The following is a 24,658-nucleotide window of genomic DNA, read 5'->3' on the forward strand; positions in this document are numbered from 1 at the left end:
AAGGGATCCACTCGCTTCCCGCGCTCGACTTGCATGTATTAGGCACGCCGCCAGCGTTCGTCCTGAGCCAGGATCAAACTCTCCATAAAAGTAGTTTGACTTGCTCATCTGCACACCGAATGTGCTTTGTTTCAAATTCCTTCATTAAAGAAGAAATGTTTTGACGTACTGGTTGGTTCGTTCAGTTTTCAAAGATCAAATGTTGTCTGCCGTTTGAAAACAGCGACTTAATCATCTTAACATGTGTTGTTTTTCTTGTCAACAACTTTTTAAATTAATTTGATCAAGTGTTCGGCTGTCGTTTTGGCGACAAATACTAATTTACCATGTCTGAGAAGCAGTGTCAACAACTTTTTTAAATTCAAATTTGAATTGGTTAGTAAGTCGTTTTGTTTCCCGACAACGTTTAATAATATAGCACAGGATTTAAAACATATGCAATACTTTTTTGCTTTTTTCTAATAAAAAAATCCTGTTCGGATGACAGGATTTTTCGATCTGCTAATTCTGCTTCTTTTTCCTGGGCATATACTGCAGGCATTCTTCCCTTGCAGCAAAACGGCGGAAGATCTGAAAAAGGACTTCATACCGTTCTTCCATGGCCTTCTTCATTCCTTGATCAATCCGGGGATCACCCAGATCAAAAGTGATTTCCTCCATTTCCCGCTTTAACAAGTACTCTATCTCACGGCGCTCCTGTTCATTAATAATTAACCCATGCATCTGAAGTACCTCCCTGATAAACAGCTCTATTTATTTCTACCCTAATTTCATTGTTTTTAGCATAGGTTGTCCGCTATTTCATATGTATAGAACATATTGGTAGGAAAGGAAGTCGATCCATGAGCTTTTACACGTGGAAAACCGAAAGACTCAAGCGTTACGGCATTGTCGCTCTCCTTGCTTTATTTTGTGCTCTGGCCCTGTGGATCGGCCGTTGGGAGCAGCTGCCCGCTTTTTCCAATAACGGGGAACCGCGTGCTCTTATACAGGGGAGCGGCGATCAGGATCATATCGCGCTTACCTTTAACATCAGCTGGGGAACGGACAAAGTCAATGAAGTGTTAAAACAGCTGGAAGCCCACCAAGTACAGGCCACGTTTTTCCTAAGCGGGGAATGGGCGGAAAGACACCCGGATATCGTCAAAACCATCCAGGAAGGAAAACATGAAATCGGGATGATGGGCTACACGTACGAAAGCTACCTTGAAAAAGAACCGAACCAAGTAGCCGGGGATTTAAAAAAAGCAGATGAGGCTTTTGCCAAGCTGGGCCTTGATGATATCCAATGGATACGTCCCCCGCACGGTCATATGAATAAGGATGTTCTGAAAACCATAGAACAAAACGGCATGCAGGCTGTCCAATGGAGTCTGAATCCACGGGACTGGGAAAATCCAGGCACGAATACCATCATTGATGCTGTATTAAATGAAAGCTCAAAAGGCGATATCATTGTGATGCACGCTTCGGATTCGGTGAAACAGACCCCTAAAGCTCTTGAAGTGATTCTTCCGGGCCTGAAGCAGAAAGGACTTACCTTCGTCAGTATTACCGAATTAGCCAGCGGAGGGGAAGCCAAAACAAGTCAAATCCAATAATAAAAAACCGCCGTATACGGCGGTTTTTTAAGCTTTTTCAGTATGGTCCTGTCCTGTAAGACGGTGGAGCAGAAGAAGCTGGTAGGCATTGCAGATGAACAAGGGAATGATCATCAGCCATACGTAGTCACTTCCGACAGCTCTAAGCGCCGGCACCCATTCAACCGTTGTGACCACCACCATGAAGAAAAGAGCCGGAAGAAACGCATGAGCATTCGTTTCCTTTGCTTTTATGTAAGCGATAATAAGCGACAACACCAACAGAACAGCCGCTGTCACGATATATCCCCATACAGATGAACCATCCTCAGAAGCCTGATAACGAAAATAAACCAGATCGAAAAGCGTAAAAGCGATTAAAAACAGCTGAACCGGTGTCCAGGCGGAACGGAACAGACCTTTCCCAAATTGGTTGACGGTCAGATAAGCGAAGAAGCCCATCTGACTGATAATGCTGAATATGAAACCCATACCTGCAAAGAATAAAAGCAGACCGAAAAGTTGAAACAATTGAAAGGGCTGCCAAAACTCGGCATACGAATCAAACTTAAAAAAGAAACTGGCTGCCAGGGTGACCCCGCCGCCGATCCATAACGTTGATAAGAATAATTGAACCCACTTACGACTGTTCACAAGCGCTCCCCCTATATGTACAAAAACTTTCTTCCCGTATTTTATCATGAAGCCTGCTTCTTTGCCTCCGAACGCATAAAATTTGTCGAAACGCGAATAGTAAGTGTATGGAGAACATAAGAAAGGGGACATGCAATAATGTCCAGACTCCGTATATTGCTGCCCGTTCTCATTCTTGTTTTCCTGGCCGCTTGTAATGGTTCATCAGGAGCAAGTGAACAGGCGGACTATGATACCACCAAGAAAATGATGGTTGATATCCTTAAATCCGACGATGGAAAAAAGGCGATGACTGAAGTTCTCTCCGATGAGGAAATGCAGCAGTCCATGGCCCTTGAGTCCGAAGTTGTCTCCCAGGCTGTACAGCAGACGTTGATATCTGAAGAAGGCAAAGCTTTCTGGAGTAAGCTTTTTTCCGACCCCACGTTTGTCCAGGAATTCAGCAAAGTTCTGGAGGATCAGCAGAAAGAGCTGATGAAGGGACTCATGAAGGATGCAGAATATCAGAAGTTGATGATTGAACTTTATAAAAACCCCGAAATGATGGAACAAATGGTTACTGTTATGCAGGGGCAGAAGTTTAAGGCCCACTTGGAGACCACGATTGAGGAAACATTAAATAGTCCTGTCTTCCAAGCTAAGATGACAGAAACGCTGTTAAAAGCAGCAGAGGAAATGAGCAGCGGGGAACAGAGTGAACAATCCGAGGAAAGCGGCCAGCAGAGCGGCGGAAGTCAGTCTGAAAGTGGCAGCGAACAAGGCCAAAGCGGTTAACCCCATAAAAAATCACGCGCCCCTTTTCGGGACGCGTGGTTTTTATTAATATTTATCGATCACTTTAGCGGCCATATTCCGATAAATGACACCGATCGGGTGGTCGGCCTGATAAACAGAAGGAGCAAAGACCTCTTCTTCTTCATAAGGCTGCTGCAAGGGAACGTGTCCAAGAACGGCAGTTTGGAGTGTGTCCGCAAGTTTCACACCGCCCCCACGGCCGAAGATAAACTCTTTGTTTCCTGTTTCTTTACTTTCAAAGTAAGCCATGTTCTCCACAACACCAAGGATTTCATGCTCTGTCTTAATAGCCATCTGTCCGGCACGAGCCGCTACGAAAGCAGCTGTCGGGTGCGGCGTCGTTACGATGATCTCTTTGGAAGAAGGAAGCATGGAATGTACGTCCAGGGCTACGTCTCCCGTACCCGGAGGCAGGTCAAGAAGAAGATAGTCAAGATCTCCCCACTCCACTTCCTTAAAGAAGCTTGTCAGCATTTTCCCAAGCATCGGTCCACGCCAGATGATCGGAGAGTTATCTTCAACAAAGAAGCCCATAGATACAACTTTGACGCCAAAGCGTTCAACCGGAATGATTTTTTCTCCACGGACGACCGGGCGTTCTTCCACGCCCATCATATCCGGCACGCTGAAACCATAAATATCCGCATCGATAATTCCAACCTTCTTACCCAGACGCGTTAACGCAACAGCAAGGTTTACAGTTACGGTGGATTTACCAACACCGCCCTTACCACTGGCGATGGAAATAAATTTCGTCTTCGTATTTCCGCTCAGCAAAGAAGCATCCTCTGATTCCTGAGCTGGCTGGAATTTCTGAACGACATCATCAGAGAGTTGATCGAAGCGAAGACCTACTGTAGCCGCTCCGCCGCTTTTCAGGGCATTGACGATCGTCTGCTGCAGTTCCATCTGCTCTGCCGTGTTCGTCTTTCCTATCAGGATTTTCACACTGACGTGGTTTTTCTCCTCCTTAATTTTCACTTCTTCCACTCCACCGGTTTCTTCCAGCGTTCTATGTAAAAATGGATCTTGAATAGGGTTCAGGATTTCTAGTACTTTCTCTTGTGTTAACAAGCCGGTTCACCATCCTTAGAATATGATCGTTTCCTGTAGTATAACATACATGAAACGCTTTCTAAGTGATTTGCTCAAGATCCATTTTCATCAGGGAATTCCCGTTCAGTTACATATCGCAGCACGCCTTGATAGATCGAAGCTGCCATCTGCCTTTGATAATCCTCGGATTTCAATAATTCGCGTTCACGGTCATTGGATAAAAACCCAGCTTCTACCAGAGCCCCCGGTGCCTCCGCATGCTTCAGGATATAGATATTGCTGAGCCCCAGAGCCTCGCGCTTCGTATTGCCCATATTGGTTTGTATCTCAGCCTGGATAAACTTGGCGAGGTATTCACTCTCCTCACTCTCCGGATAGTAAAAGGTCTGTGCCCCGCTCCATTTACCAGATGGGATGGCATTTAAGTGCAGGCTCAAATATAAGTCCGCTTCTTTTTCTTCTATGAATTTCACACGATTGCTTATATCTTCCGACTTTCTCCTGGAAAGCCCGGACGTTCCCTCTGAAGCGAGATCAGCATCTTCGTACCTGGTCATATATACAAGAGCTCCTGCCTGCTGGAGATAATCCTGCAGGTATTCCGCCATCTTCAAGGTAATGACTTTTTCCTCTGTCCCATCTCCACCGATGGCTCCTCCGTCCGGTCCTCCATGGCCGGGATCAAGGACGATAACTTTTCCGGACAGCGGCGATGACCAAACCGTCCACGCATCCTTCACTTCCTGTATCGGATAGGAAACCATGCACACAAGGACAATAACACCAGCCAGCCAAAAAAAGGTCTTCAATCGTCGACTCACAATCGCTCACACTCCCTTGTACTTCCCCTGACTCCATTTATATGGGACAGGAGTCGGGAATATGAGCAGTACAACCTGAACACCGACCTTAAAGCTGAACGTCCAGGAAGATGGAAACACCCCTTTGTTCAGGCTGTGGAAACTGCATCAGAGGAATAAAAAAAGACTCCCAACCATCTGGTTGAGAGTCTTTCGGATCGTCCAAAACTTAACGCTTGGAGAATTGTGGCGCGCGACGAGCACCTTTAAGACCGTATTTCTTACGCTCTTTCATACGTGCGTCACGAGTCAATAGACCTGCGCGTTTAAGTGGTGTACGGTATTCTGGGTCAGCTTTAAGCAATGCACGGGCGATACCGTGACGGATTGCTCCTGCTTGTCCTGTGAATCCACCGCCGTCTACGTTTACGTAAACATCATAGTTACCTTCCGTTTCTGTTACAGCAAGAGGCTGCTTAAGAATCATACGAAGGGTTTCATATGGGAAAAAGTCTTCAGCATCACGTTTGTTAACTACTACACGACCAGTTCCTGGAACAAGACGTACACGAGCTGTTGAGCTCTTACGACGACCAGTACCGGAGTATTGTACTTGTGCCACTAGATTACCTCCTTTAATTATCCGCGAAGTTCGTAAACTTCTGGTTGTTGTGCTTCATGCTTGTGCTCAGATCCAGCATATACATGAAGTTTCTTGCCCATTTTACGTCCAAGACTTCCTTTTGGAAGCATGCCTTTAACAGCAAGTTCAAGCATCTGCTCTGGATATTTCGTACGCATTTCGTTAGCCGTACGGGACTTCAGACCACCAGGGTGGTTGGAGTGACGATAGTATACCTTATCGTTGATTTTGTTACCTGTTAGTTCGATCTCACCAGCATTGATGATGATGACGTGGTCACCAGTGTCAACGTGTGGTGTGTATGTTGGTTTGTTCTTACCGCGAAGGATCGCAGCAACTTCGCTCGCTAAACGGCCGAGTGTCTGCCCTGCAGCATCCACAACATACCATTTACGTTCAACGTTGTTTTCATTTGCCATGAAAGTTGTGCGCATATCGGTTTCCCTCCTGAAATGTTTTATTATCACATAGACTGATTAACTGCTTTATCATTTATCTCAAAGTACGATTAGTTTTCCGGGGCTAACCGTGGTACAGAAATAAAATGCCATAGAATATAATATAACACTCTATATTCATGTGTCAAGGGAATGCACACCTGGATTCGTTGTTTTTTTCCTGAGAAAAAGGATCCAATGACTGGAAAGAAGTCAATCCCCGTCAGTAATCAACCTTCCAGAGGAATAACCCCTGAGGAGGCGCCGTCCTCCCCGCTGATTCACGGGAGCGGGCTTCAAGAATCCCGGGGATATCCTCCGGGGTCCGCTCTCCTTTTCCGACTTCAAGCAGTGTGCCGACGAGAATTCTGACCATATTGTATAAGAAACCGGACCCTTTAAAGGTGAACATCACTTCTTCTCCGCTGCTTTCTACATCCGCTTTAAAAATCGTACGCACCTTGCTCCCCTTGATATCTGTCTTCGGGGAGCAGAACGACGTAAAATCATGTTCCCCTTCAATATAGGCGCACGCCTGTTTCATAGCTGCGACATTGAGAGGGGCTTTGACGTGAGAGGTATAGTGACGGCGGAACAAATCCGGATCCGGGTGGTTTCTCACAAAATACCGGTATTCCTTGCCCGTTGTATCATACCGGGCATGAAAGCCGTCAGCCGGCTGATCGGCTTGCTTCACCTGGATATCATCCGGAAGCATTGAATTCAGCGCCCGCTTCCAATTACTGAGCGGGATTTCAAGCGGCGTATCAAAGTGGATGACCTGGCCGACCGCATGGACACGGGCGTCCGTTCTACCGGAAGCTGTCACCTTTACGGGACTTCCTTTATGAATCTTTTTCAAAGCCTTCTCCAGCTCCGCCTGGACGGTGTTACCGTTCGGCTGGACCTGATAACCGGCATAACGGGTGCCATCGTATGCGATGATCATACGTATCCGATTCATGAACAGCACCTCCGATCATTGACGGGTCAGGAAGAGAGCCGCTGCCAGCAGAATGAAAACCGCATACAGCAGCCAGTCCCTCCGTTCCAGTTTTAACTCTCTCAACTTCGTCCTTCCTTCGCCTCCCTGATAGCCACGCGCCTCCATCGCCATAGCGAGCTCCTCAGCGCGTTTAAAGGCACTGACAAACAAAGGGACCAGTAATGGCACAACTGCCTTCACACGGTCTTTAAAAGCGCCTGTGCGGAAGTCCACGCCTCTGGAAGCCTGTGCTTTCGATATTTTCTCTGTCTCCTGCATCAGCGTCGGAATGAAGCGGAGGGAGATCGACATCATAAGCGCCAGTTCATGTACAGGGAACTTCACTTTTTTTAAGGGGCCCAGCAGTTCTTCGATCGCGTCCGTAATCTCAATCGGCGTTGTTGTTAACGTAAGCAGAGAAGTAACGAGAATCAAAAGGAAGAACCTCAGGGAAATCGCCGCCCCCTGAACCAGCCCTTCCTCATAGACCGCCCAGCCAAACAGCCGGAACGCCACTTCTCCTTCTCTTGTTACAAACAAGTGGAGCAGGAACGTGAAGATCACCAGGAACCAGACCGGCTTCAACCCTTTCATAATATAAGTCAATGGAACCTTTGATAAAAGAGCGCTGGTCAATGCGAATAACGCGAGCACCCCATAGCTCATAACAGAGTTAGCAAAAAAGACGATCACGACATAAAAAAAGATGACAGCGATTTTGGAGCGGGGATCCAAACGGTGGATGACAGAATCGGATGGAATATACTGACCGATAATCAGTGAACTACTCACGATCGCCGCCCCCTTTCACTTTCAGGGCTATTTCCTTTGCTAACTCCGCTATCGTCTGGCCTTCGTATTCCAGAGCAAGTCCGAAATCCCGGGCCCTTTTCAAAAAGGAAACAACTTCAGGCACATCCAGCTGCACATCTTCCAGTGCCTGCTGCTGTTTGAAGATGTCCAGCGGGCTTCCTTCCCTGTAGATCTTCCCGTTGTTCATGATGATGATGTGATCGGCATAAGCGAGGGCATCCTCCATACTATGGGTCACAAGAACGGTTGTAAGCCCCTTTTTATGATGCAGATCATAAAACATATCCATAATCTCTTTACGTCCGTTGGGGTCAAGCCCGGCGGTCGGTTCATCCAGAACAAGCACCTCCGGATTCATAGCGAGCACCCCGGATATCGCCACCCGGCGCATCTGACCTCCACTTAAATCAAAGGGAGAGCGTTCCAATAGTTCCTCCGGGAGTTTTACCGCCTGGACAGCTTCCTTCGTCCGGCGCTTGATCTCCTCCGACTCCACACCGAAGTTCTGTGGACCAAAAGCAATATCTTTCTCTACGGTTTCTTCAAACAACTGGTGCTCAGGGTACTGAAATACGACCCCGACGTTTTCACGCAGCTTCATCAGCTGCTTGTTTTTCTCTCCGGCCTTCATCGCATAGGGACCTACCTGCACCTGTCCCTCTGTCGGCTGAAGCAGACCGTTCAAGTGCTGAATCAATGTAGACTTGCCTGATCCGGTATGACCGATGACCGCCACGAAAGAACCCGAGTGGATCGAAAAGGACAAGTCGTCCAGAGCTCTGTGTTCAAATGGTGTATTCGGCTGATAGGTGTAACTTACATGGTCGAACGTGATGTCCATAATTCCTCCAACAACTCCTGGTGATTCAATGGCTCACGGTTAAGCGGCACACCTTCTGCTTTCAGGTGATCGGCCAATTTACTAACAAACGGAGTATCCAAGCCAATTTCTTGTAAGTGTTCTTTTTTGGAAAATACGTCTCTAGGTGAGCCCTGCATCCAAACCTCACCTTTATTCATGACAATCACCCGGGAAGACTGAGTGACCTCATGGAGATCGTGAGTGATGGTGATCAGGGACAGGTCCCGTTCTTCCTGAACGTGACGGACCGTGTTCATAATTTCCTTCCGCCCTTTCGGGTCAAGCATGGCAGTAGCCTCATCAAGAATGATGAATTTCGGTGACACGGCAAGAACGCTCGCAATGGCCACCCGCTGCTTCTGTCCGCCCGACAGACGGTGGGGTTCCTGCTGTTCATAATCAGCCATTCCTACGGCCGACAGACTCTCTTTGATTCTTTCGATCATCAGTGCCCTGGGCATGCCGTGATTCTCCATACCAAAAGCGACATCATCCTTCACCGTGGTCCCGACAAACTGGTTGTCCGGATTTTGAAAGACCATGCCGACCTGTTTTCTTACATCCCAGATGGTTTCTTCGTTGACAGGCATGCCATCAACCAGGACTTCCCCTTCCTGAGGAAACAGCAGTCCATTCATTAATTTAGCTATGGTCGACTTACCCGAGCCATTATGACCGATGACAGCCACCCATTCATCCGGACCGATCGTAAAGCTTACATTTTTCAATACCCAGGGCATATCCTCCTGATATCGAAAAGATACGTTCCGGAACTCCACTTGTCTCTCTCCCATCTATGTTCCTCCTCTGCTCAGCTGACAATTTCCCGGGAAATATGACACCATTTCCCGTTATAAAGTGAATTTCCCCCTTTATAACGGGAGGTAATCCCGCTGGAGTAAAAAGGTATAAAAAAAGGGCTGGATGTAACCTCATAATGAGATTCACTCCTGCCCTTTTACCCCGATGGTAATCATTATACTAGTTCGATGATTGCCATTTTAGCTCCATCACCTTTACGCTCGCCAAGCTTCAATACGCGAGTGTAACCACCTTGACGGTCCTCGTAGCGTGGGCCGATGTCAGAGAATAGTTTCTGCAGTGCAGTCTGCTCTCCCTCTTCATCAGCTTGTGCATTGTATAGGAATGCTTCCGCTTGACGACGGGCATGAAGATCGCCGCGCTTACCTAGTGTAATCATTTTTTCTACAACAGACTTAAGCTCTTTCGCTTTAGCTTCTGTTGTTTCCAAACGTTCGTGTACGATCAAATCAGTAGCCAAGCCGCGAAGCAAAGCCATACGCTGATCCGTAGTACGTCCTAGTTTTCTAGCCATTGATAATCCCTCCCTTAACTGGAATCTCTTAGATGTGTTCTATCAATCGTCTTTTCTTAGTCCAAGACCTAGTTCGTCCAGCTTGTGCTTCACTTCTTCAAGTGACTTGCGGCCAAGGTTACGAACCTTCATCATGTCTTCTTCAGACTTGTTGGCAAGTTCCTGCACAGTGTTAATACCTGCGCGCTTCAAGCAGTTGTAGGAACGAACAGAAAGGTCAAGTTCCTCGATCGTCATTTCAAGAACTTTTTCTTTTTGGTCCTCTTCTTTCTCAACCATGATTTCAGCTTTTTGAGCTTCATCAGTCAGGCCGACGAAAATGTTGAGGTGCTCCATATAAATTTTAGCGCCAAGAGAGATCGCCTCTTCTGGACGGATGCTGCCATCCGTCCAAACATCCAATGTAAGTTTGTCATAATTAGATGTTTGACCGATTCGAGTATTCTCTACTTGATATGTCACACGGGAAACCGGTGTGAAGATAGAGTCTACGGGAATCACGCCGATGGGTAGATCCTCATGGTTATTTCCTTCAGCCGGACGATATCCTCGACCGCGTTCTGCTGTAATGCGAGCACGGAAGCTGGAATTGCTGTCGAGTGTGGCGATATGAAGATCTGGATTTAATACTTCAACGTCACTATCATGCGTAATATCAGCCGCGGTAACCTTACCTTCACCCTGCACATCAATTTCTAAAGTCTTCTCTTCGTCAGAATACACTTTCAAAGCGAGTTTCTTTAGGTTCAAAATGACAGTTGTTACGTCCTCAACGACACCTTCAATAGTAGAAAATTCATGAAGAACACCGTCAATTTGAACAGAAGTGACAGCAGATCCGGGAAGAGAGGATAATAGGATACGACGCAAGGAGTTCCCTAGAGTTGTACCATACCCACGTTCTAGCGGTTCTACGACGAACTTACCAAAAGTAGACTCATCGCTGATCTCGACCGTTTCAATCTTTGGCTTTTCAATTTCGATCATTTACTCAAAACCCTCCTTCAAAACGTCGAAACCCCGGTTAGACGACAGGTCTAACCGAAATTCCTCAGGTAGGCAGTCCCGATATAAGATAACTGCTTTATGGCTCTGTCTACTGCGGTACTGATTTAAAAGCTATCATAACCCATTATAGACAGGGTGACAAATTCTATTCAGAACTTATTATACGCGACGACGTTTTGGTGGGCGGCAACCATTGTGTGGTACTGGAGTTACGTCACGGATTGCCGTAATGTCAAGACCTGCTGCCTGTAGTGAACGGATCGCAGCTTCACGACCTGCACCAGGACCTTTAACTGTAACTTCAAGAGTTTTCATGCCGTTGTCCATAGCATCTTTCGCTGCTGCTTCAGAAGCCATTTGTGCAGCGAATGGAGTAGATTTACGGGAACCTTTGAAACCAAGAGAACCTGCACTGCTCCAGCTGATTACGTTACCTTGGACATCAGTGATCGTTACGATTGTGTTGTTGAATGTAGAACGGATATGAGCCATACCCGTCTCTATATTCTTTTTCACGCGGCGTTTACGACTGCGAGTGTTTCCTTTACGTGCCATAGGATGAGTTTACCTCCTTTGTATTGTTTATTATTTACGTTTGTTAGCTACTGTACGACGTGGACCTTTACGTGTACGGGAGTTGTTCTTCGTCTTTTGTCCGCGAAGTGGAAGACCACGACGGTGACGGATTCCACGGTAAGAACCGATTTCAATCAGACGTTTGATGTTTAGAGAGTTCTCACGACGAAGGTCACCCTCTACGTTGTGCTTTTCAACAGCTTGACGGATCTTAGCCAGTTCGTCTTCAGTAAGATCGCGAACGCGGGTACTCTCAGATACGCCAGCATCAGCCAGGATGTCTGCAGCAAGGGATTTACCGATACCGAAGACATAAGTTAATGAAACAACCACGCGCTTATCGCGGGGAATATCTACACCTGCAATACGTGCCATAAGTTACGTGCACCTCCTTTAAGATTAACCTTGTTTTTGTTTATGCTTAGGGTTTTCACAGATAACCATGACTTTACCTTTACGTTTGATGACTTTGCATTTTTCGCAAATTGGTTTTACAGAAGGCCTTACCTTCATCATCCATACCTCCTTTAAGATCGGAGTTTTATTTATAACGGTACGTGATACGTCCTTTTGTCAAATCATAAGGAGAAAGTTCTACCGTTACTTTGTCCCCAGGTAAGATTCGGATGAAGTGCATGCGAATTTTACCGGAAACATGAGCAAGAACGGTATGACCGTTTTCAAGTTCAACCTTGAACTGAGCGTTCGGTAAGGTTTCAACGACGGTCCCTTCTACTTCAATTACATCGTCTTTCGCCATCGAGTTGATCTCCCTTCTTCAAATCAGTCACTGCTTCATTGACATATTTTGATACGGCAAATCGAAGCTTGCCATTTGTGACCCGACCAGTTTCCAGAAGGCTGTCCTGGACTTCCGGAGAGACGAAATCCATAAGCTCAACGTGCTGCAAATTCTTTTTCTTTGGTCGATCATACTTACGTTTCTCTCCGTCGGCAAGCAGCACAAAGCGGCCATCCAGCACACCGATCACCACTGCGTACTGTCCTGCCTCACGCCCCTGCACAATACGAACAATTTGACCTATTCGCGGACTCGACTCAGATTCGTTCAAAAACGATCACCTTCATTTAGGATTTTGTTAATATTTCGTAACCCTCATCCGTAATCGCAATGGTGTGCTCAAAATGTGCGCACATCTTTCCATCCTGCGTGACAACCGTCCACTGATCACCCAGCGTTTTCACATAACGTGAACCTGCATTGATCATTGGTTCCACAGCTAATACCATTCCAGGTTTTAATCGGGGGCCTTTGTTGGGAGGTCCGTAATGAGGGATTTGTGGATCCTCATGAAGTTCCTGACCAACGCCGTGACCGACATATTCCCTTACTATGGAGAAGCCTTCAGGCTCCACATAGCTTTGGATGGCATGCGATATATTTGAAAGGCGTTCACCTGGTTTTGCTTCATCAAGTCCTTTGAACAATGACTGCTCTGTAACTCTCAGCAGCTCCAATGTGCCCTCATCAACAGTGCCGACCGGATACGTCCAGGCCGAATCACCGTGATAGCCTTTATATTTTGCCCCAATATCGATACTGATAATATCACCATCGTTCAGGACCCTGTCTCCAGGAATACCATGAACAAGTTCTTCATTGACAGATGCACAGATACTGCCACGGAATCCATTATAACCTTTAAAAGAAGGGATTGCATCCATACTGCGTATGAATTTATCAGCAATCTTATCCAATTCTCCAGTTGTTATACCCGGACGAATGTTTTCTTTCATCTTTTGGTGCGTCAGGGCGACGATGCGTCCTGCTTCACGCATAATATCTAATTCCCGCGGAGTCTTACATATAATCATTCAGCTAGTGCTCCAAGCTTTTGATCAATGTCAACAAATACTTCATTGATGTCTTTATCACCTTCGAAGGAGACCAGATAGCCTTGATCCTGATAGAAATCAAGAAGCGGCTGCTGCTGTTCTACGTTGACCTCGAGGCGTTTCTTAACGGTTTCAGGCTGATCGTCCTCCCGCTGAGTCAATGCTGAACCATCGTTATCGCAGACCCCGTCCTCTTTAGGAGGGTTGAATACAACGTGGTACGTAGCACCGCAGGTCGGGCAGATGCGTCGTCCAGTAAGACGCTCGATAAGCTTCTCTTTTGGAACATCAATATGCAGAACATAGTCCAGTGAACGTTCCATATCAGCCAGAAGGTTGTGAAGGGCTTCTGCCTGGGCAATGGTTCTAGGGAAACCATCCAGCAGAAAGCCTTTCTGACAATCCGGCTTACTTAGACGCTCGCGAACAATCCCGATGGTAACTTCATCCGGAACGAGCTCGCCTTTGTCCATATATGATTTGGCCTCTTGGCCAAGGGATGTTCCTTCTTTGATAGCTAAACGGAACATATCTCCAGTTGAGATATGAGGGATGTCATATTTTTCGACTATTTTCTCTGCCTGAGTACCTTTTCCGGCACCAGGGAGACCCATTAGGATTAAATTCAACGTCTTCCCCTCGCTCTCATTTATTCATTAGCAGGATGTTTATTATTTAATGAATCCTTTATAGTGGCGTTTTACAAGCTGACTTTCAAGCTGTTTCATCATTTCAAGGGCAACCCCTACAACGATGAGCAGGCTTGTTCCTCCAATTTGGACCGTCGGCGGCAGTTGCGCCAGCGAACCAAGAATGATTGGAAGGATAGAGACAGCTGCAAGGAAAATGGATCCTACAAAGGTTAATCGGTACATAACTCGGGTCAGATACGTTTCGGTATTGGCCCCGGGACGAATCCCTGGAATGTAACCGCCCTGCTTCTTCAGGTTTTCTGCCATCTGCTCCGGATTGACCTGAACAAATGTGTAGAAATACGTGAAGGCAATAATTAACGCAACATAGATAATCATTCCAGGCCAGTTCTGGTAATCAAAGATATACTGGATAACAGAAGCTACTTCGCTGTCTTCAAAGAAGCCGGCGACGGTTCTCGGAGCGATAATAAAGGATATCGCAAAGATGACCGGGATAACTCCTGCAGCATTCACTTTGAGTGGAAGGTGTGTGGAATGTCCGCCTACAGGGGAACGATTCACCAAACGCTTCGCATACTGGATTGGAATTTTACGAAGGGCCTGCTGGATGAAGATAACTCCAACCACGACCGCAACGATGACTAGTGCTATCAACGCAATGATCACCAGGTTGATGAACAATTCCTCTCCTGCACCGGAGATGTACTGATCATACAACTGATTCACACCATTAGGAATCGCAGCAACGATACCTGCGAAGATTAGTATAGAAATACCATTCCCTACGCCATGTGCAGTGATTTGCTCGCCAAGCCACATTAGAAAAGCTGTTCCGCCTGTCAGCACAAGCGCAATGACTAAGAACTTGGTAACACCAGGATCCGAGATCAATTGACCTCCTGCCAGAGCGTTAAAACCAATGGACATACCAATGGCTTGAACGAAAGCGAGAACAATAGTTCCGTAGCGGGTAAACTGAGCTAATTTTCGACGGCCAACTTCACCCTGCTGTTTCCATTCAGCAAACTTCGGGACTACATCCATCTGCAGCAGCTGCATGATGATGGAGGCAGTAATATAGGGCATGATCCCCATAGCAAAGATGGAGAAGTTCTGTAATGCCCCGCCTCCGAACGTATTCAGAAAACCAAATGCGTTCTGTTCGTCCATGAATGTGATGGCGTCTCTATTTGTGAAAGGCACCGGGATGAAGGTTCCCAGGCGGAACACAACGAGCATCAGCAAAGTGAAAATGATTTTCCGTCGAATATCACCCACGCGCATAAAATTGGAGATTGTCCGGAACATTAAATCACCTCAGTTTGACCGCCCGCCGCTTCAATTGCTTCTTTTGCGGAAGCAGAGAACTTGTGAGCTTTCACTGTAAGTTTCTTCTCGATAGAACCTTTAGCCAATACTTTGATTCCTGCTTTTTGGTTACTTACCACGCCGGATTCAAGTAGAAGCTCAGGAGTAACCTCTGTACCTTCTTCGAAACGGTTCAGGGCATCAAGGTTAACGATCGCGAACTCTTTACGGTGAATGTTTGTAAAACCACGCTTAGGCAGGCGCTGGAATAGTGGCATCTGTCCACCCTCGAAACCTGGGCGTGTTTTGCTGCCGGAACGCTGACCTTGACCTTTGTGTCCACGTCCGGATGTTTTACCATTACCAGAAGCCATACCACGGCCTACACGGTTGCGCTCTTTACGAGTACCTTTAGCCGATTTAAGTTCATGCAGTTTCATGCGTTGCACCTCCTTATTACTTATCTTCTATTAAACTTCTTTAATCGTAACTAGGTGAGACACCTTATTAGCCATACCTCGGATCGCCGGGTTATCTTCAACTACGACAGTTTGTCGGATCTTGTTAAGACCAAGAGCCTTGACCGTAGCACGCTGATCTTGTGGTCTACCAATAACGCTGCGCGTGAGGGTAATTTCTAACTGATTAGCCATTTTATTTCCCTCCTTATCCTAGTTCTTGTACAGACTTACCGCGAAGTCTTGCAACGTCTTCTGCGCGCTTAAGCTCGCTAAGTCCAGTGAGTGTAGCACGTACCATGTTGATTGGCGTGTTAGAACCAAGAGACTTAGATAGAATGTCTTGAACACCTGCAAGCTCAAGTACCGCACGGACAGGTCCACCAGCGATAACTCCAGTACCTTCTGCTGCCGGTTTCATAAGAATGTTACCTGCACCAAAACGTCCGTTGATTTCGTGTGGAATCGTCGTGTTCTTCACTGGTACTGTGATTAGATTTTTCTTAGCATCATCAATGGCTTTTTTGATCGCTTCCGGTACTTCCTGGGCTTTCCCTGTACCGAAGCCTACATGACCATTTTTATCTCCAACTACAACAAGCGCAGCAAAACGGAAACGGCGTCCACCTTTAACTACTTTCGCTACACGGTTGATAGTGACTACGCGTTCTTCAAGATCAAGTTTGTTAGGGTCGATGTTTAAATTCATTTGTGTCCCTCCTTTAACTATTAAAATTCAAGTCCGGTTTCGCGGGCTGCTTCAGCTAGTGCTTTCACACGGCCGTGATACAAGTAACCTCCGCGGTCGAATACAACAACTTTATAGCCGTTATCGATTGCGCGTTGTGCTACCATTTCGCCGACTTTCTTAGCAGCTTCCACGTTACCAGTCTGGTCAAGGTCAAAACCTTTATCTACAGTAGATGCACTTGCTACTGTTACCTGGCTCTCATCATTGATGAGTTGAGCATAGATGTGGTTGTTAGAGCGGTATACGTTCAAGCGTGGGCGTTCAGCTGTGCCGACAACATTTTTACGAACGCGGGCGTGGCGCTTCTTACGTACGACATTTTTATCTGCCTTCGTGATCATCTTGGTCACTCCTTTCTATACGTTACCTTAGAACCTTATTTAGCTGTTTTACCTTCTTTACTGCGTACACGTTCGCCTTCGTAACGAATTCCTTTGCCTTTATAAGGCTCTGGAGGACGGATAGCACGGATGTTAGCAGCAACAGCACCAACGAGTTCCTTGTCGATACCTTTAACAGTAACTTTTGTGTTGGAAGGAACTTCGATTTCGATTCCTTCGCGCTTTTCGATTTCTACAGGGTGGGAATAACCAGCGTTCACAACAACTGTTTCGCCCTGCTTCTGAGCACGGTAACCGACACCGATGATTTCAAGGTTCTTCTCGAAACCTTTAGATACACCTTCAACCATGTTGCCGATCAGGCTGCGTGTTGTACCGTGAAGAGCGCGGTGCTCTTTGTGGTCGCTTGGACGCGATACAGATAGAACGTTATCTTCAACTGTAACAGTGATGTCCTCGTGGAACGTACGAGTCAGTTCCCCTTTTGGACCTTTCACTGTAATCGTTTTGTTATCCTGGATGATTTCTACACCTTCAGGAATTTCAAGAGTTTTTAATCCTACGCGAGACATATTTTTGCACCTCCTGTCTTGTTCGTTTTATTACCAGACGTAAGCTAGAACTTCGCCGCCGATGGCTTGTTCACGAGCTTCTTTATCTGTTAGGACACCTTTTGAAGTGGATACAACGGCGATACCAAGTCCGTTAAGAACTTTAGGAAGCTCTTCGGAGTTCGCATACACACGTAGACCTGGCTTACTGATACGTTTCACGCCAGTGATTACGCGCTCGTTGTTTTGGCCGTACTTAAGGAAGATGCGAAGAACACCCTGTTTGTTGTCTTCTACAAATTCGTAGTCACGTACGAAACCTTCACGCTTAAGAATATCAGCGATTTCTTTTTTCACATTGGAAGCTGGAAGTTCAAGCTTCTCGTGGCGAACCATGTTCGCATTACGGATACGAGTCAGCATATCTGCAATTGGATCTGTCATTGTCATAACTCTTTTACCTCCTTCCCTGTTACGGGTTTACCAGCTGGCTTTTTTGACACCAGGGATTTGTCCTTTGTATGCAAGTTCACGGAAACAAATACGGCAAAGCTTAAACTTACGTAGTACGGAGTGCGGACGTCCGCAGCGTTCACAACGAGTGTATTCGCGTACTTCGTACTTCTGTTTACGCTGTTGCTTCGCGACCATTGATTTTTTAGCCACTATTTTCCCTCCTTAATGTCAGCTCATTATTTTTGGAACGGCATGCCGAATTGAGCTAATAGTTCACGCGCTTCTTCGTCAGAGTCAGCAGATGTGACAATAACAATATCCATTCCGCGCACTTTGTTTACTTTATCGTAATCGATTTCTGGGAAAATCAATTGCTCTTTAACACCAAGAGTGTAGTTTCCACGACCATCAAAAGCTTTCTTAGAAATACCACGGAAGTCACGCACACGTGGTAGTGATACGGCGATCAGCTTTTGTAGGAATTGGTACATACGCTCTCCGCGAAGGGTTACTTTCGCACCGATCGGCATACCTTCACGTAGACGGAAGCCTGCGATTGATTTCTTAGCCTTCGTAATCACTGGTTTCTGACCAGTAATCATTGTTAGTTCTTCAACAGCTGTATCAAGTGCTTTCGCGTTTTGAACAGCATCACCTACACCCATGTTGACAACAATCTTCTCAACTTTTGGTGTCTGCATGATGGACTCATATTCAAATTTGTTCATCAGAGATGGAACAACTTCTTCTTTATATTGTTTCTTTAGTTCGTTCATCGTGTGGCCCTCCTTTCATCTATGGGTTATTTGTCCAGCGCTTCACCGGATTTTTTCGCGATACGAACTTTCTTATCGTCTTCGACTTTGTAACCAACACGAGTCGGTTCGCCGGTCTTAGGATCAATCGGCATAACGTTTGATACGTGGATCGCAGCTTCTTGAGTCAAGATACCACCCTGCGGGTTTTCTTGAGACGGCTTCGCGTGCTTTTTCACTTCGTTCACGCCTTCAACAAGAACACGATCTTTCTTTGGATAAGCTTCAAGGATAGTCCCCTGCTTGCCTTTATCCTTACCGCTAATGACCATTACTTTGTCACCTTTTTTTACGTGCATTCTTCGCGCACCTCCTTAACAAGGCATTTCATTCAGGCTTTTATAATACTTCTGGAGCTAGAGATACAATCTTCATGAATTTAGCATCACGAAGTTCACGAGCTACCGGTCCGAAGATACGAGTACCGCGTGGTCCTTTGTCATCACGAACGATTACTGCTGCGTTTTCGTCGAAACGGATATAAGAACCATCTTTACGGCGCATACCGCTCTTAGAACGTACGATAACAGCTTTAACTACTTCACCTTTTTTAACAACGCCTCCTGGTGTTGCCTGTTTCACAGTAGCAGTGATGATATCACCAATGTTAGCTGTTTTACGGCCGGATCCACCCAAGACTTTGATCGTTTGGATTTCACGTGCACCAGAGTTGTCTGCAACTTTCAGACGAGATTCCTGTTGAATCATACCATGTAACCTCCCTTCGGATCATCTCCGAGCGAACTTTATTTAGATAATAACAGACTCTTCAACAACTTCTAGAAGACGGAAACGCTTGGATGCGGACAATGGACGAGTTTCCATGATGCGCACGATGTCGCCGTTTTTCGCCTGGTTGTTTTCGTCATGTGCTTTGAACTTTTTGGAATACTTTACGCGTTTGCCATAAAGTTTGTGGAACTTATAAGTTTCTACCATAACAGTGATTGTTTTGTCCATTTTGTCAGAAACAACACGGCCGGTATAAACCTTACGATTATTACGTTCAGTCATGTGAGGGTGACCTCCTCTCATCTATTAGTTATTTACGCCTAGCTCACGTTCACGAGCAACAGTCTTCATACGGGCGATGGACTTGCGAACTTGACGGATACGTGCAGTGTTCTCAAGTTGACCTGTTGCCAATTGGAAGCGTAGGTTGAAAAGTTCCTCTTTAAGAGACTTAACTTTTTGTTCAATTTCGGCAGTGGTTAATTCACGGATCTCATTAGCCTTCATTGATTTCACCACCAATTTCTTCACGTTTTACGAACTTCGTACGGATCGGAAGTTTGTGGGAAGCAAGACGAAGTGCTTCGCGGGCTACCTCTTCAGAAACTCCTGCGATCTCAAACATAATTTTCCCTGGTTTCACAACTGCTACGAAACCTTCTGGAGCACCTTTACCGGAACCCATACGTACTTCTAGGGGCTTAGCAGTATAAGGCTTATCAGGGAAGATTTTGATCCAAACTTTACCGCCACGCTTCATGTAACGAGTCATCGCGATACGCGCTGCCTCGATCTGACGGGCTGTGATCCAAGCTGGATCGATAGCTTGCAAACCATATTCACCGAATGCAACTTCAGTACCGCCTTTAGCACGGCCCTTCAAGCTTGTACGGTGTTGACGACGATATTTAACACGTTTAGGCATTAACATAATGCTGTTCCCCCTTCCTTATTTATCAGTTTTTGTTGGAAGGATTTCACCACGATAGATCCACACTTTAACACCAAGCTTACCGTAAGTGGTGTCTGCTTCTGCAGTACCGTAATCGATGTCTGCACGAAGTGTATGAAGTGGTACAGTTCCTTCACTGTAGTATTCAGCACGAGCGATATCTGCGCCACCTAGACGACCAGATACCTGGGTACGGATCCCTTTAGCTCCTGCACGCATTGCGCGTTGTAGTGTTTGTTTCTGAGCACGACGGAAAGATACACGGTTTTCCAATTGACGTGCGATATTGTCAGCTACAAGTGTAGCGTCAAGATCTGGTTTCTTCACTTCAACGATGTTGATGTGAACTCGTTTACCAGTGAGCTGGTTTAGAGCTTTACGAAGTGCTTCGACTTCAGAACCGCCTTTACCGATAACCATTCCTGGCTTAGCTGTGTGCACAGTAATGTTTACACGGTTTGCTGCGCGTTCGATTTCGACCGTGGAAAGAGCAGCATCTTTAAGACGATTTTCAACATATTCACGAATCTTAATGTCTTCATGTAACAAGTCTGCGTAGTCTTTACCAGCGTACCACTTGGACTCCCAGTCACGGATAACGCCGATACGAAGACCTACCGGATTAATTTTTTGACCCACTGATTATCCCTCCTTTTTTTCTGATACGACCACAGTGATGTGGCTTGTGCGTTTGTTGATCTGGCTTGCGCGGCCCATTGCACGAGGACGGAAACGTTTAAGAGTTACGCCTTCGTTTACAAACGCTTCGGAAACATATAGGTTTTCCGGATCCATTTCATAATTGTGTTCAGCGTTGGCGATCGCAGAGTTAAGAAGTTTCTCAACTACTGGAGAAGCGCCGCGGTTTTTCAGGCGAAGTGTAGCTAGAGCTTCACCCACATTTTTTCCTCGAATTAAATCAATTACAAGACGAGCTTTACGAGGAGCGATACGAACGGTTTTAGCAACTGCTTTAGCTTGCATTAGAGTGCCTCCTCTCTATATTAGCGTTTTGTTTTCTTGTCATCGCCAGAGTGTCCCTTGAACGTACGGGTTGGCGCGAATTCACCTAGTTTATGACCTACCATGTCTTCAGTAACATAGACAGGTACGTGTTTACGACCATCATAAACGGCAATTGTGTGTCCTACGAAGTTAGGGAAGATAGTTGAACGACGAGACCAAGTCTTCACGACCTGCTGTTTGCTATCTTCATTAAGCTTCTCGATTTTCTTCATCAAATGATCATCTACAAAAGGTCCTTTTTTCAGGCTGCGGCCCATGAATAAACCTCCCTTCGCGATTGAGAGACGGGTCCTACTGCCCGCCCGACAATCCCGTTATTTTTTACCGCGTCTACGTACGATATATTTATCAGACGGCTTGTTGCGTTTTCTTGTCTTGTATCCAAGAGTTGGTTTACCCCATGGAGATACAGGAGATGGCATACCGATTGGCGCGCGTCCTTCACCACCACCGTGTGGGTGATCACTAGGGTTCATTACGGAACCACGTACAGTAGGGCGCTTGCCTTTCCAACGAGAACGTCCAGCTTTACCTACGCTGATAAGTTCGTGCTCAAGGTTACCAACCTGACCGATTGTTGCACGGCAAGTGGATAGTACAAGGCGAACTTCACCAGATGTCAGGCGTACTAGAGTGTACTTGTTTTCACGGCCTAGGATTTGGGCAGAAGCTCCTGCAGAACGAACCAATTGTCCGCCGCGTCCCGGCTTAAGTTCTACGTTGTGTACGATTGTACCAACTGGAATATCTTTAAGTTGAAGAGCGTTACCAGGTTTGATATCCGCACCTTCACCTGAAATGATTTCTGTGCCAACCTTAACACCTTTAGGAGCAAGGATGTAGCGTTTTTCACCATCAACATAGTTGATTAGTGCAATGTTAGCGGAGCGGTTCGGATCGTATTCTACTGTAGCAACGCGTCCAGGTATTCCATCTTTGTCACGTTTGAAGTCGATCATACGATACTGACGCTTATGGCCTCCGCCCTGATGACGAACTGTCAGCCTACCCTGGTTGTTACGTCCACCTTTTTTGTGAAGTGGAGTGATAAGGGAGCGTTCAGGTTTGTCAGTTGTGATTTCAGCGAAATCAGATACTGACATGTGTCGACGACCGTTTGTAATCGGTCTGAACTTTTTAATCGCCATCTTTATTTCCCTCCTTCATTATCAATTTGTTAATTATACTTCAAAGAATTCTAGTTCTTCACTGTCCTGAGTCAACTTAATAACTGCTTTCTTACGATCAGAACGATAGCCGCCGTAACGACCCATACGCTTGAATTTACCTTTAAGGTTCATTGTGTTGACGGATTCAACTTGAACACCAAAGATTTCTTCAACTGCTTTTTTAATTTCAGTTTTGTTAGCTTTCGGGCTAACTTCAAACGTATACTTCTTTTCTCCCATAAGATCGGCAGATTGTTCAGTAATGACAGGGCGCTTAATGATATCGCGTGGTTCTTTCATTATGAGAGCACCTCCCCTGCTTTTTCAGCTGCTTCCTTAGTAAGGATCAGCTTGTCATGCGTCAGCAAGTCTAACACACTTACCTGCTCTACAGGGAGAGCATTTACTGTAGGGATGTTATTAGAAGAAAGAGCTACGTTCTTATCTTCTCCTGCTGTAACGATTAAAGCCTTCTCGTTTACGTCTAGTGCGCTAAGCATGTTTACCACTTCTTTTGTTTTTGGAGCGTCAAGAGACAGGCTCTCAAGAACAATTGCGTTACCTTCCTGTACTTTAGAAGAGAAAGCAGATTGAAGTGCAAGACGACGAACTTTTTTCGGCATCGTGTAGCTGTAGCTGCGTGGTGTAGGACCGAATACAGTTCCACCGCCAACCCATTGTGGTGAACGGATAGACCCTTGACGTGCACGGCCTGTACCTTTTTGGCGCCATGGCTTACGGCCACCGCCGGATACTTCAGAACGTCCTTTTACTTTGTGTGTGCCCTGGCGAAGATTCGCGCGCTGCATCAACACAGTTTCGTGTAATACGTGAGTATTAGGTTCAATCCCAAATACGGCTTCATTTAGTTCGATTTCACCAACGTTAGAACCGCTTTGGTTTAATAGTGCTACTTTAGGCATGACATATCCTCCCTTCGTTAATTATTTGCTAGCCTTATTTGCACTTGTAATCTTAACGTAAGATTTTTTCGCGCCTGGTACATTACCTTTGACTAGAAGCAGGTTACGCTCAGCGTCTACTTTAACTACTTCAAGGTTTTGAAGAGTTACCTGCTCACCACCCATTTGTCCAGCAAGGCCTTTGCCTTTGAACACTTTGGATGGGTCTGCACCTTGTCCCATAGAACCGGAACGGCGGTGGAAACGGGAACCGTGTGTTTTAGGTCCAGTGGATTGGTTATGGCGCTTGATTGCACCTTGGAAACCTTTCCCTTTAGAAGTACCTGTCACATCGATTGCGTCACCAGCTTCAAACATATCTACCTTAACCTCTTGACCTAGTTCAAAGTCATCAAGGTTCGCATTACGGAATTCACGAACGTAGCGCTTAGGTGTTGTGTTTGCTTTGTCAGCGTGCCCTTGAGCAGCTTTCTTCAAACGGTTGGATTTTTCATCAGCAAATCCAAGCTGGATCGCTTCATAACCATCATTTTCTGTAGTTTTCTTTTGAAGAACTACGTTCGGCTCAGCCTGAATAACAGTTACAGGGATCAATTCACCGTTGTCAGAGAAAATCTGTGTCATGCCGACCTTGCGTCCTAAGATTCCTTTCGTCATCCGTTACACCTCCTATTATCTTAACGATTTATTATAGTTTAATCTCGATATCCACACCAGATGGTAGATCCAAACGCATTAGTGAATCAACAGTCTGTGGTGTTGGATTAACAATGTCAATCAGACGTTTGTGTGTGCGCATTTCGAACTGCTCACGAGAGTCTTTGTACTTGTGAGTCGCACGAAGTACTGTGTATACAGAACGCTCAGTTGGAAGCGGGATCGGACCAGACACTTCCGCGCCGGAACGCTTAGCTGTATCAACGATCTTCTCTGCAGACTGATCAAGAACTCTATGATCATACGCTTTTAAACGAATACGAATTTTTTCTTTTGCCATGATATTCCCTCCTTCTTCGCCCATTTTTAAAATAGACATTCTCCGCGAAAAAACTTGACCACCAGCCATGGCAAAGGGGCCGGGTGTGTCAACAACCTTTCGCTTCATCGCCTTTTATGAC

Annotated in this window: 43 protein-coding genes and 1 rRNA gene; 2 read left to right on the plus strand and 42 right to left on the minus strand. The window is 46.1% G+C overall.

All coding sequences use genetic code 11. From position 1 onward, the window contains the following. Together GLV97_RS17865 and GLV97_RS17870 are read right to left on the minus strand one after the other, a co-directional pair. Positions 1–89 (minus strand): 16S ribosomal RNA (locus GLV97_RS17865); the annotation flags it as partial. A 412-nt stretch (positions 90–501) separates the two neighbouring features. Then, a complete protein-coding gene (locus GLV97_RS17870) occupies positions 502–723 on the minus strand; it encodes a hypothetical protein (protein WP_160839812.1) in 222 nt (73 codons plus the stop codon). 119 nt (positions 724–842) lie between these two features. Here GLV97_RS17870 and GLV97_RS17875 point away from each other — a divergent pair, with 119 nt between their 5' ends. Further along, entirely contained in the window at positions 843–1,601 is a 759-nt protein-coding gene (locus GLV97_RS17875; protein WP_160890266.1) for a polysaccharide deacetylase family protein, read from the plus strand. Between the two features lie 27 nt (positions 1,602–1,628). Here the strand turns inward: GLV97_RS17875 and GLV97_RS17880 are convergent, their stop codons facing one another. Beyond that, positions 1,629–2,234 carry a KinB-signaling pathway activation protein gene (locus GLV97_RS17880; protein WP_160842419.1) on the minus strand — a complete coding sequence of 202 codons (606 nt, stop codon included), beginning with the start codon at positions 2,232–2,234 and terminating at the stop codon, positions 1,629–1,631. A gap of 138 nt (positions 2,235–2,372) precedes the next feature. On the opposite strand from GLV97_RS17880, the gene gerD reads away from it, so the two are divergent. Next, positions 2,373–3,008 (plus strand): spore germination lipoprotein GerD, encoded by a 636-nt coding sequence (gene gerD / locus GLV97_RS17885; RefSeq protein ID WP_160839815.1) that lies wholly within the window; start codon positions 2,373–2,375, stop codon positions 3,006–3,008. A 45-nt stretch (positions 3,009–3,053) separates the two neighbouring features. On the opposite strand, the gene GLV97_RS17890 is transcribed toward gerD, so the two are convergent. From GLV97_RS17890 to rpsJ, 39 genes are all read right to left on the minus strand, one after another. Then, positions 3,054–4,103, minus strand: coding sequence for an Mrp/NBP35 family ATP-binding protein (locus GLV97_RS17890; RefSeq protein WP_160890267.1), 1,050 nt, complete (start codon positions 4,101–4,103; stop codon positions 3,054–3,056). Positions 4,104–4,177: 74 nt separating this feature from the next. Continuing rightward, entirely contained in the window at positions 4,178–4,906 is a 729-nt protein-coding gene (gene cwlD / locus GLV97_RS17895) for an N-acetylmuramoyl-L-alanine amidase CwlD (RefSeq protein ID WP_160839817.1), read from the minus strand. Between the two features lie 208 nt (positions 4,907–5,114). Continuing rightward, positions 5,115–5,507 carry a 30S ribosomal protein S9 gene (rpsI, locus tag GLV97_RS17900; RefSeq protein ID WP_027953389.1) on the minus strand — a complete coding sequence of 131 codons (393 nt, stop codon included), beginning with the start codon at positions 5,505–5,507 and terminating at the stop codon, positions 5,115–5,117. A gap of 17 nt (positions 5,508–5,524) precedes the next feature. Beyond that, positions 5,525–5,962, minus strand: a complete 438-nt coding sequence (rplM, locus tag GLV97_RS17905; RefSeq protein WP_027953390.1) for a 50S ribosomal protein L13 — start codon at positions 5,960–5,962, stop codon at positions 5,525–5,527. Between the two features lie 226 nt (positions 5,963–6,188). Then, positions 6,189–6,929 (minus strand): tRNA pseudouridine(38-40) synthase TruA, encoded by a 741-nt coding sequence (gene truA, locus GLV97_RS17910; protein WP_160839818.1) that lies wholly within the window; start codon positions 6,927–6,929, stop codon positions 6,189–6,191. 15 nt (positions 6,930–6,944) lie between these two features. Then, on the minus strand, positions 6,945–7,742 hold the full coding sequence (locus GLV97_RS17915) for an energy-coupling factor transporter transmembrane component T family protein (protein ID WP_160839819.1): 798 nt from the start codon (positions 7,740–7,742) through the stop codon (positions 6,945–6,947). Beyond that, positions 7,735–8,604, minus strand: a complete 870-nt coding sequence (locus GLV97_RS17920; RefSeq protein WP_160890268.1) for an energy-coupling factor ABC transporter ATP-binding protein — start codon at positions 8,602–8,604, stop codon at positions 7,735–7,737. The genes GLV97_RS17915 and GLV97_RS17920 overlap by 8 nt, the downstream gene beginning before the upstream one ends. Then, a complete protein-coding gene (locus tag GLV97_RS17925; RefSeq protein WP_160839821.1) occupies positions 8,580–9,419 on the minus strand; it encodes an energy-coupling factor ABC transporter ATP-binding protein in 840 nt (279 codons plus the stop codon). The genes GLV97_RS17920 and GLV97_RS17925 overlap by 25 nt, the downstream gene beginning before the upstream one ends. Positions 9,420–9,601: 182 nt before the next feature. Then, a complete protein-coding gene (gene rplQ / locus GLV97_RS17930) occupies positions 9,602–9,961 on the minus strand; it encodes a 50S ribosomal protein L17 (protein WP_027953395.1) in 360 nt (119 codons plus the stop codon). Positions 9,962–10,003: 42 nt separating this feature from the next. Then, positions 10,004–10,948, minus strand: coding sequence for a DNA-directed RNA polymerase subunit alpha (locus GLV97_RS17935; protein WP_160839822.1), 945 nt, complete (start codon positions 10,946–10,948; stop codon positions 10,004–10,006). A gap of 180 nt (positions 10,949–11,128) precedes the next feature. Next, entirely contained in the window at positions 11,129–11,524 is a 396-nt protein-coding gene (gene rpsK / locus GLV97_RS17940) for a 30S ribosomal protein S11 (protein ID WP_027953397.1), read from the minus strand. A 30-nt stretch (positions 11,525–11,554) separates the two neighbouring features. Then, the gene (gene rpsM / locus GLV97_RS17945; protein ID WP_160839823.1) at positions 11,555–11,920 is read right to left on the minus strand and encodes a 30S ribosomal protein S13; all 366 of its coding nucleotides are present in this window, start codon (positions 11,918–11,920) and stop codon (positions 11,555–11,557) included. A gap of 24 nt (positions 11,921–11,944) precedes the next feature. Next, positions 11,945–12,058, minus strand: a complete 114-nt coding sequence (rpmJ, locus tag GLV97_RS17950) for a 50S ribosomal protein L36 (protein ID WP_002509257.1) — start codon at positions 12,056–12,058, stop codon at positions 11,945–11,947. A gap of 28 nt (positions 12,059–12,086) precedes the next feature. Beyond that, positions 12,087–12,305 (minus strand): translation initiation factor IF-1, encoded by a 219-nt coding sequence (gene infA / locus GLV97_RS17955; RefSeq protein WP_027953399.1) that lies wholly within the window; start codon positions 12,303–12,305, stop codon positions 12,087–12,089. Continuing rightward, the gene (locus GLV97_RS17960; RefSeq protein ID WP_160839824.1) at positions 12,283–12,618 is read right to left on the minus strand and encodes a KOW domain-containing RNA-binding protein; all 336 of its coding nucleotides are present in this window, start codon (positions 12,616–12,618) and stop codon (positions 12,283–12,285) included. The genes infA and GLV97_RS17960 overlap by 23 nt, the downstream gene beginning before the upstream one ends. Positions 12,619–12,634: 16 nt before the next feature. Continuing rightward, the gene (gene map, locus GLV97_RS17965) at positions 12,635–13,381 is read right to left on the minus strand and encodes a type I methionyl aminopeptidase (RefSeq protein WP_160839825.1); all 747 of its coding nucleotides are present in this window, start codon (positions 13,379–13,381) and stop codon (positions 12,635–12,637) included. Continuing rightward, the gene (locus GLV97_RS17970; RefSeq protein ID WP_160839826.1) at positions 13,378–14,031 is read right to left on the minus strand and encodes an adenylate kinase; all 654 of its coding nucleotides are present in this window, start codon (positions 14,029–14,031) and stop codon (positions 13,378–13,380) included. Before GLV97_RS17970 ends, map begins: the two co-directional genes overlap by 4 nt. 42 nt (positions 14,032–14,073) lie before the next feature. Further along, positions 14,074–15,366, minus strand: coding sequence for a preprotein translocase subunit SecY (gene secY, locus GLV97_RS17975; protein WP_160839827.1), 1,293 nt, complete (start codon positions 15,364–15,366; stop codon positions 14,074–14,076). Continuing rightward, the gene (gene rplO, locus GLV97_RS17980; protein WP_160839828.1) at positions 15,366–15,806 is read right to left on the minus strand and encodes a 50S ribosomal protein L15; all 441 of its coding nucleotides are present in this window, start codon (positions 15,804–15,806) and stop codon (positions 15,366–15,368) included. Before rplO ends, secY begins: the two co-directional genes overlap by 1 nt. Before the next feature lie 30 nt (positions 15,807–15,836). After that, positions 15,837–16,019: a 50S ribosomal protein L30 gene (gene rpmD / locus GLV97_RS17985; protein WP_027953405.1), complete on the minus strand. Its 183-nt coding sequence runs from the start codon at positions 16,017–16,019 to the stop codon at positions 15,837–15,839. Positions 16,020–16,032: 13 nt separating this feature from the next. After that, positions 16,033–16,533 carry a 30S ribosomal protein S5 gene (gene rpsE / locus GLV97_RS17990; RefSeq protein WP_027953406.1) on the minus strand — a complete coding sequence of 167 codons (501 nt, stop codon included), beginning with the start codon at positions 16,531–16,533 and terminating at the stop codon, positions 16,033–16,035. Between the two features lie 20 nt (positions 16,534–16,553). Then, positions 16,554–16,916, minus strand: coding sequence for a 50S ribosomal protein L18 (gene rplR, locus GLV97_RS17995; RefSeq protein WP_160839829.1), 363 nt, complete (start codon positions 16,914–16,916; stop codon positions 16,554–16,556). Between the two features lie 35 nt (positions 16,917–16,951). Continuing rightward, positions 16,952–17,488: a 50S ribosomal protein L6 gene (rplF, locus tag GLV97_RS18000; protein ID WP_160839830.1), complete on the minus strand. Its 537-nt coding sequence runs from the start codon at positions 17,486–17,488 to the stop codon at positions 16,952–16,954. A 30-nt stretch (positions 17,489–17,518) separates the two neighbouring features. Beyond that, positions 17,519–17,917 carry a 30S ribosomal protein S8 gene (rpsH, locus tag GLV97_RS18005; RefSeq protein ID WP_027953409.1) on the minus strand — a complete coding sequence of 133 codons (399 nt, stop codon included), beginning with the start codon at positions 17,915–17,917 and terminating at the stop codon, positions 17,519–17,521. Between the two features lie 30 nt (positions 17,918–17,947). Beyond that, positions 17,948–18,133 (minus strand): type Z 30S ribosomal protein S14, encoded by a 186-nt coding sequence (locus GLV97_RS18010; protein ID WP_027953410.1) that lies wholly within the window; start codon positions 18,131–18,133, stop codon positions 17,948–17,950. Between the two features lie 26 nt (positions 18,134–18,159). After that, positions 18,160–18,699, minus strand: a complete 540-nt coding sequence (gene rplE, locus GLV97_RS18015) for a 50S ribosomal protein L5 (protein ID WP_160839831.1) — start codon at positions 18,697–18,699, stop codon at positions 18,160–18,162. Between the two features lie 26 nt (positions 18,700–18,725). Continuing rightward, the gene (gene rplX / locus GLV97_RS18020) at positions 18,726–19,037 is read right to left on the minus strand and encodes a 50S ribosomal protein L24 (protein WP_027953412.1); all 312 of its coding nucleotides are present in this window, start codon (positions 19,035–19,037) and stop codon (positions 18,726–18,728) included. Positions 19,038–19,077: 40 nt separating this feature from the next. Continuing rightward, positions 19,078–19,446, minus strand: coding sequence for a 50S ribosomal protein L14 (gene rplN / locus GLV97_RS18025; protein ID WP_027953413.1), 369 nt, complete (start codon positions 19,444–19,446; stop codon positions 19,078–19,080). A gap of 42 nt (positions 19,447–19,488) precedes the next feature. Beyond that, a complete protein-coding gene (gene rpsQ, locus GLV97_RS18030; protein ID WP_027953414.1) occupies positions 19,489–19,752 on the minus strand; it encodes a 30S ribosomal protein S17 in 264 nt (87 codons plus the stop codon). Between the two features lie 24 nt (positions 19,753–19,776). Further along, on the minus strand, positions 19,777–19,977 hold the full coding sequence (gene rpmC / locus GLV97_RS18035; RefSeq protein WP_027953415.1) for a 50S ribosomal protein L29: 201 nt from the start codon (positions 19,975–19,977) through the stop codon (positions 19,777–19,779). Next, entirely contained in the window at positions 19,967–20,401 is a 435-nt protein-coding gene (gene rplP / locus GLV97_RS18040) for a 50S ribosomal protein L16 (RefSeq protein WP_027953416.1), read from the minus strand. The genes rpmC and rplP overlap by 11 nt, the downstream gene beginning before the upstream one ends. Before the next feature lie 18 nt (positions 20,402–20,419). Continuing rightward, on the minus strand, positions 20,420–21,061 hold the full coding sequence (gene rpsC, locus GLV97_RS18045) for a 30S ribosomal protein S3 (protein WP_160839832.1): 642 nt from the start codon (positions 21,059–21,061) through the stop codon (positions 20,420–20,422). 3 nt (positions 21,062–21,064) lie between these two features. Next, the gene (gene rplV / locus GLV97_RS18050; RefSeq protein ID WP_027953418.1) at positions 21,065–21,406 is read right to left on the minus strand and encodes a 50S ribosomal protein L22; all 342 of its coding nucleotides are present in this window, start codon (positions 21,404–21,406) and stop codon (positions 21,065–21,067) included. 20 nt (positions 21,407–21,426) lie between these two features. Next, on the minus strand, positions 21,427–21,705 hold the full coding sequence (gene rpsS / locus GLV97_RS18055) for a 30S ribosomal protein S19 (RefSeq protein ID WP_027953419.1): 279 nt from the start codon (positions 21,703–21,705) through the stop codon (positions 21,427–21,429). A 57-nt stretch (positions 21,706–21,762) separates the two neighbouring features. After that, on the minus strand, positions 21,763–22,596 hold the full coding sequence (gene rplB, locus GLV97_RS18060; RefSeq protein WP_160839833.1) for a 50S ribosomal protein L2: 834 nt from the start codon (positions 22,594–22,596) through the stop codon (positions 21,763–21,765). Between the two features lie 33 nt (positions 22,597–22,629). Further along, positions 22,630–22,917: a 50S ribosomal protein L23 gene (rplW, locus tag GLV97_RS18065; protein WP_160839834.1), complete on the minus strand. Its 288-nt coding sequence runs from the start codon at positions 22,915–22,917 to the stop codon at positions 22,630–22,632. After that, positions 22,917–23,540, minus strand: a complete 624-nt coding sequence (gene rplD / locus GLV97_RS18070) for a 50S ribosomal protein L4 (RefSeq protein WP_160839835.1) — start codon at positions 23,538–23,540, stop codon at positions 22,917–22,919. The genes rplW and rplD overlap by 1 nt, the downstream gene beginning before the upstream one ends. Before the next feature lie 21 nt (positions 23,541–23,561). Further along, positions 23,562–24,197 (minus strand): 50S ribosomal protein L3, encoded by a 636-nt coding sequence (rplC, locus tag GLV97_RS18075; protein WP_160839836.1) that lies wholly within the window; start codon positions 24,195–24,197, stop codon positions 23,562–23,564. Between the two features lie 31 nt (positions 24,198–24,228). Further along, the gene (gene rpsJ / locus GLV97_RS18080; RefSeq protein ID WP_027953424.1) at positions 24,229–24,537 is read right to left on the minus strand and encodes a 30S ribosomal protein S10; all 309 of its coding nucleotides are present in this window, start codon (positions 24,535–24,537) and stop codon (positions 24,229–24,231) included. Positions 24,538–24,658: the final 121 nt, after the last annotated feature.

This window comes from Halobacillus litoralis, from assembly GCF_009856355.1.
GTDB classification, from domain to species: domain Bacteria; phylum Bacillota; class Bacilli; order Bacillales; family Halobacillaceae; genus Halobacillus; species Halobacillus litoralis_B.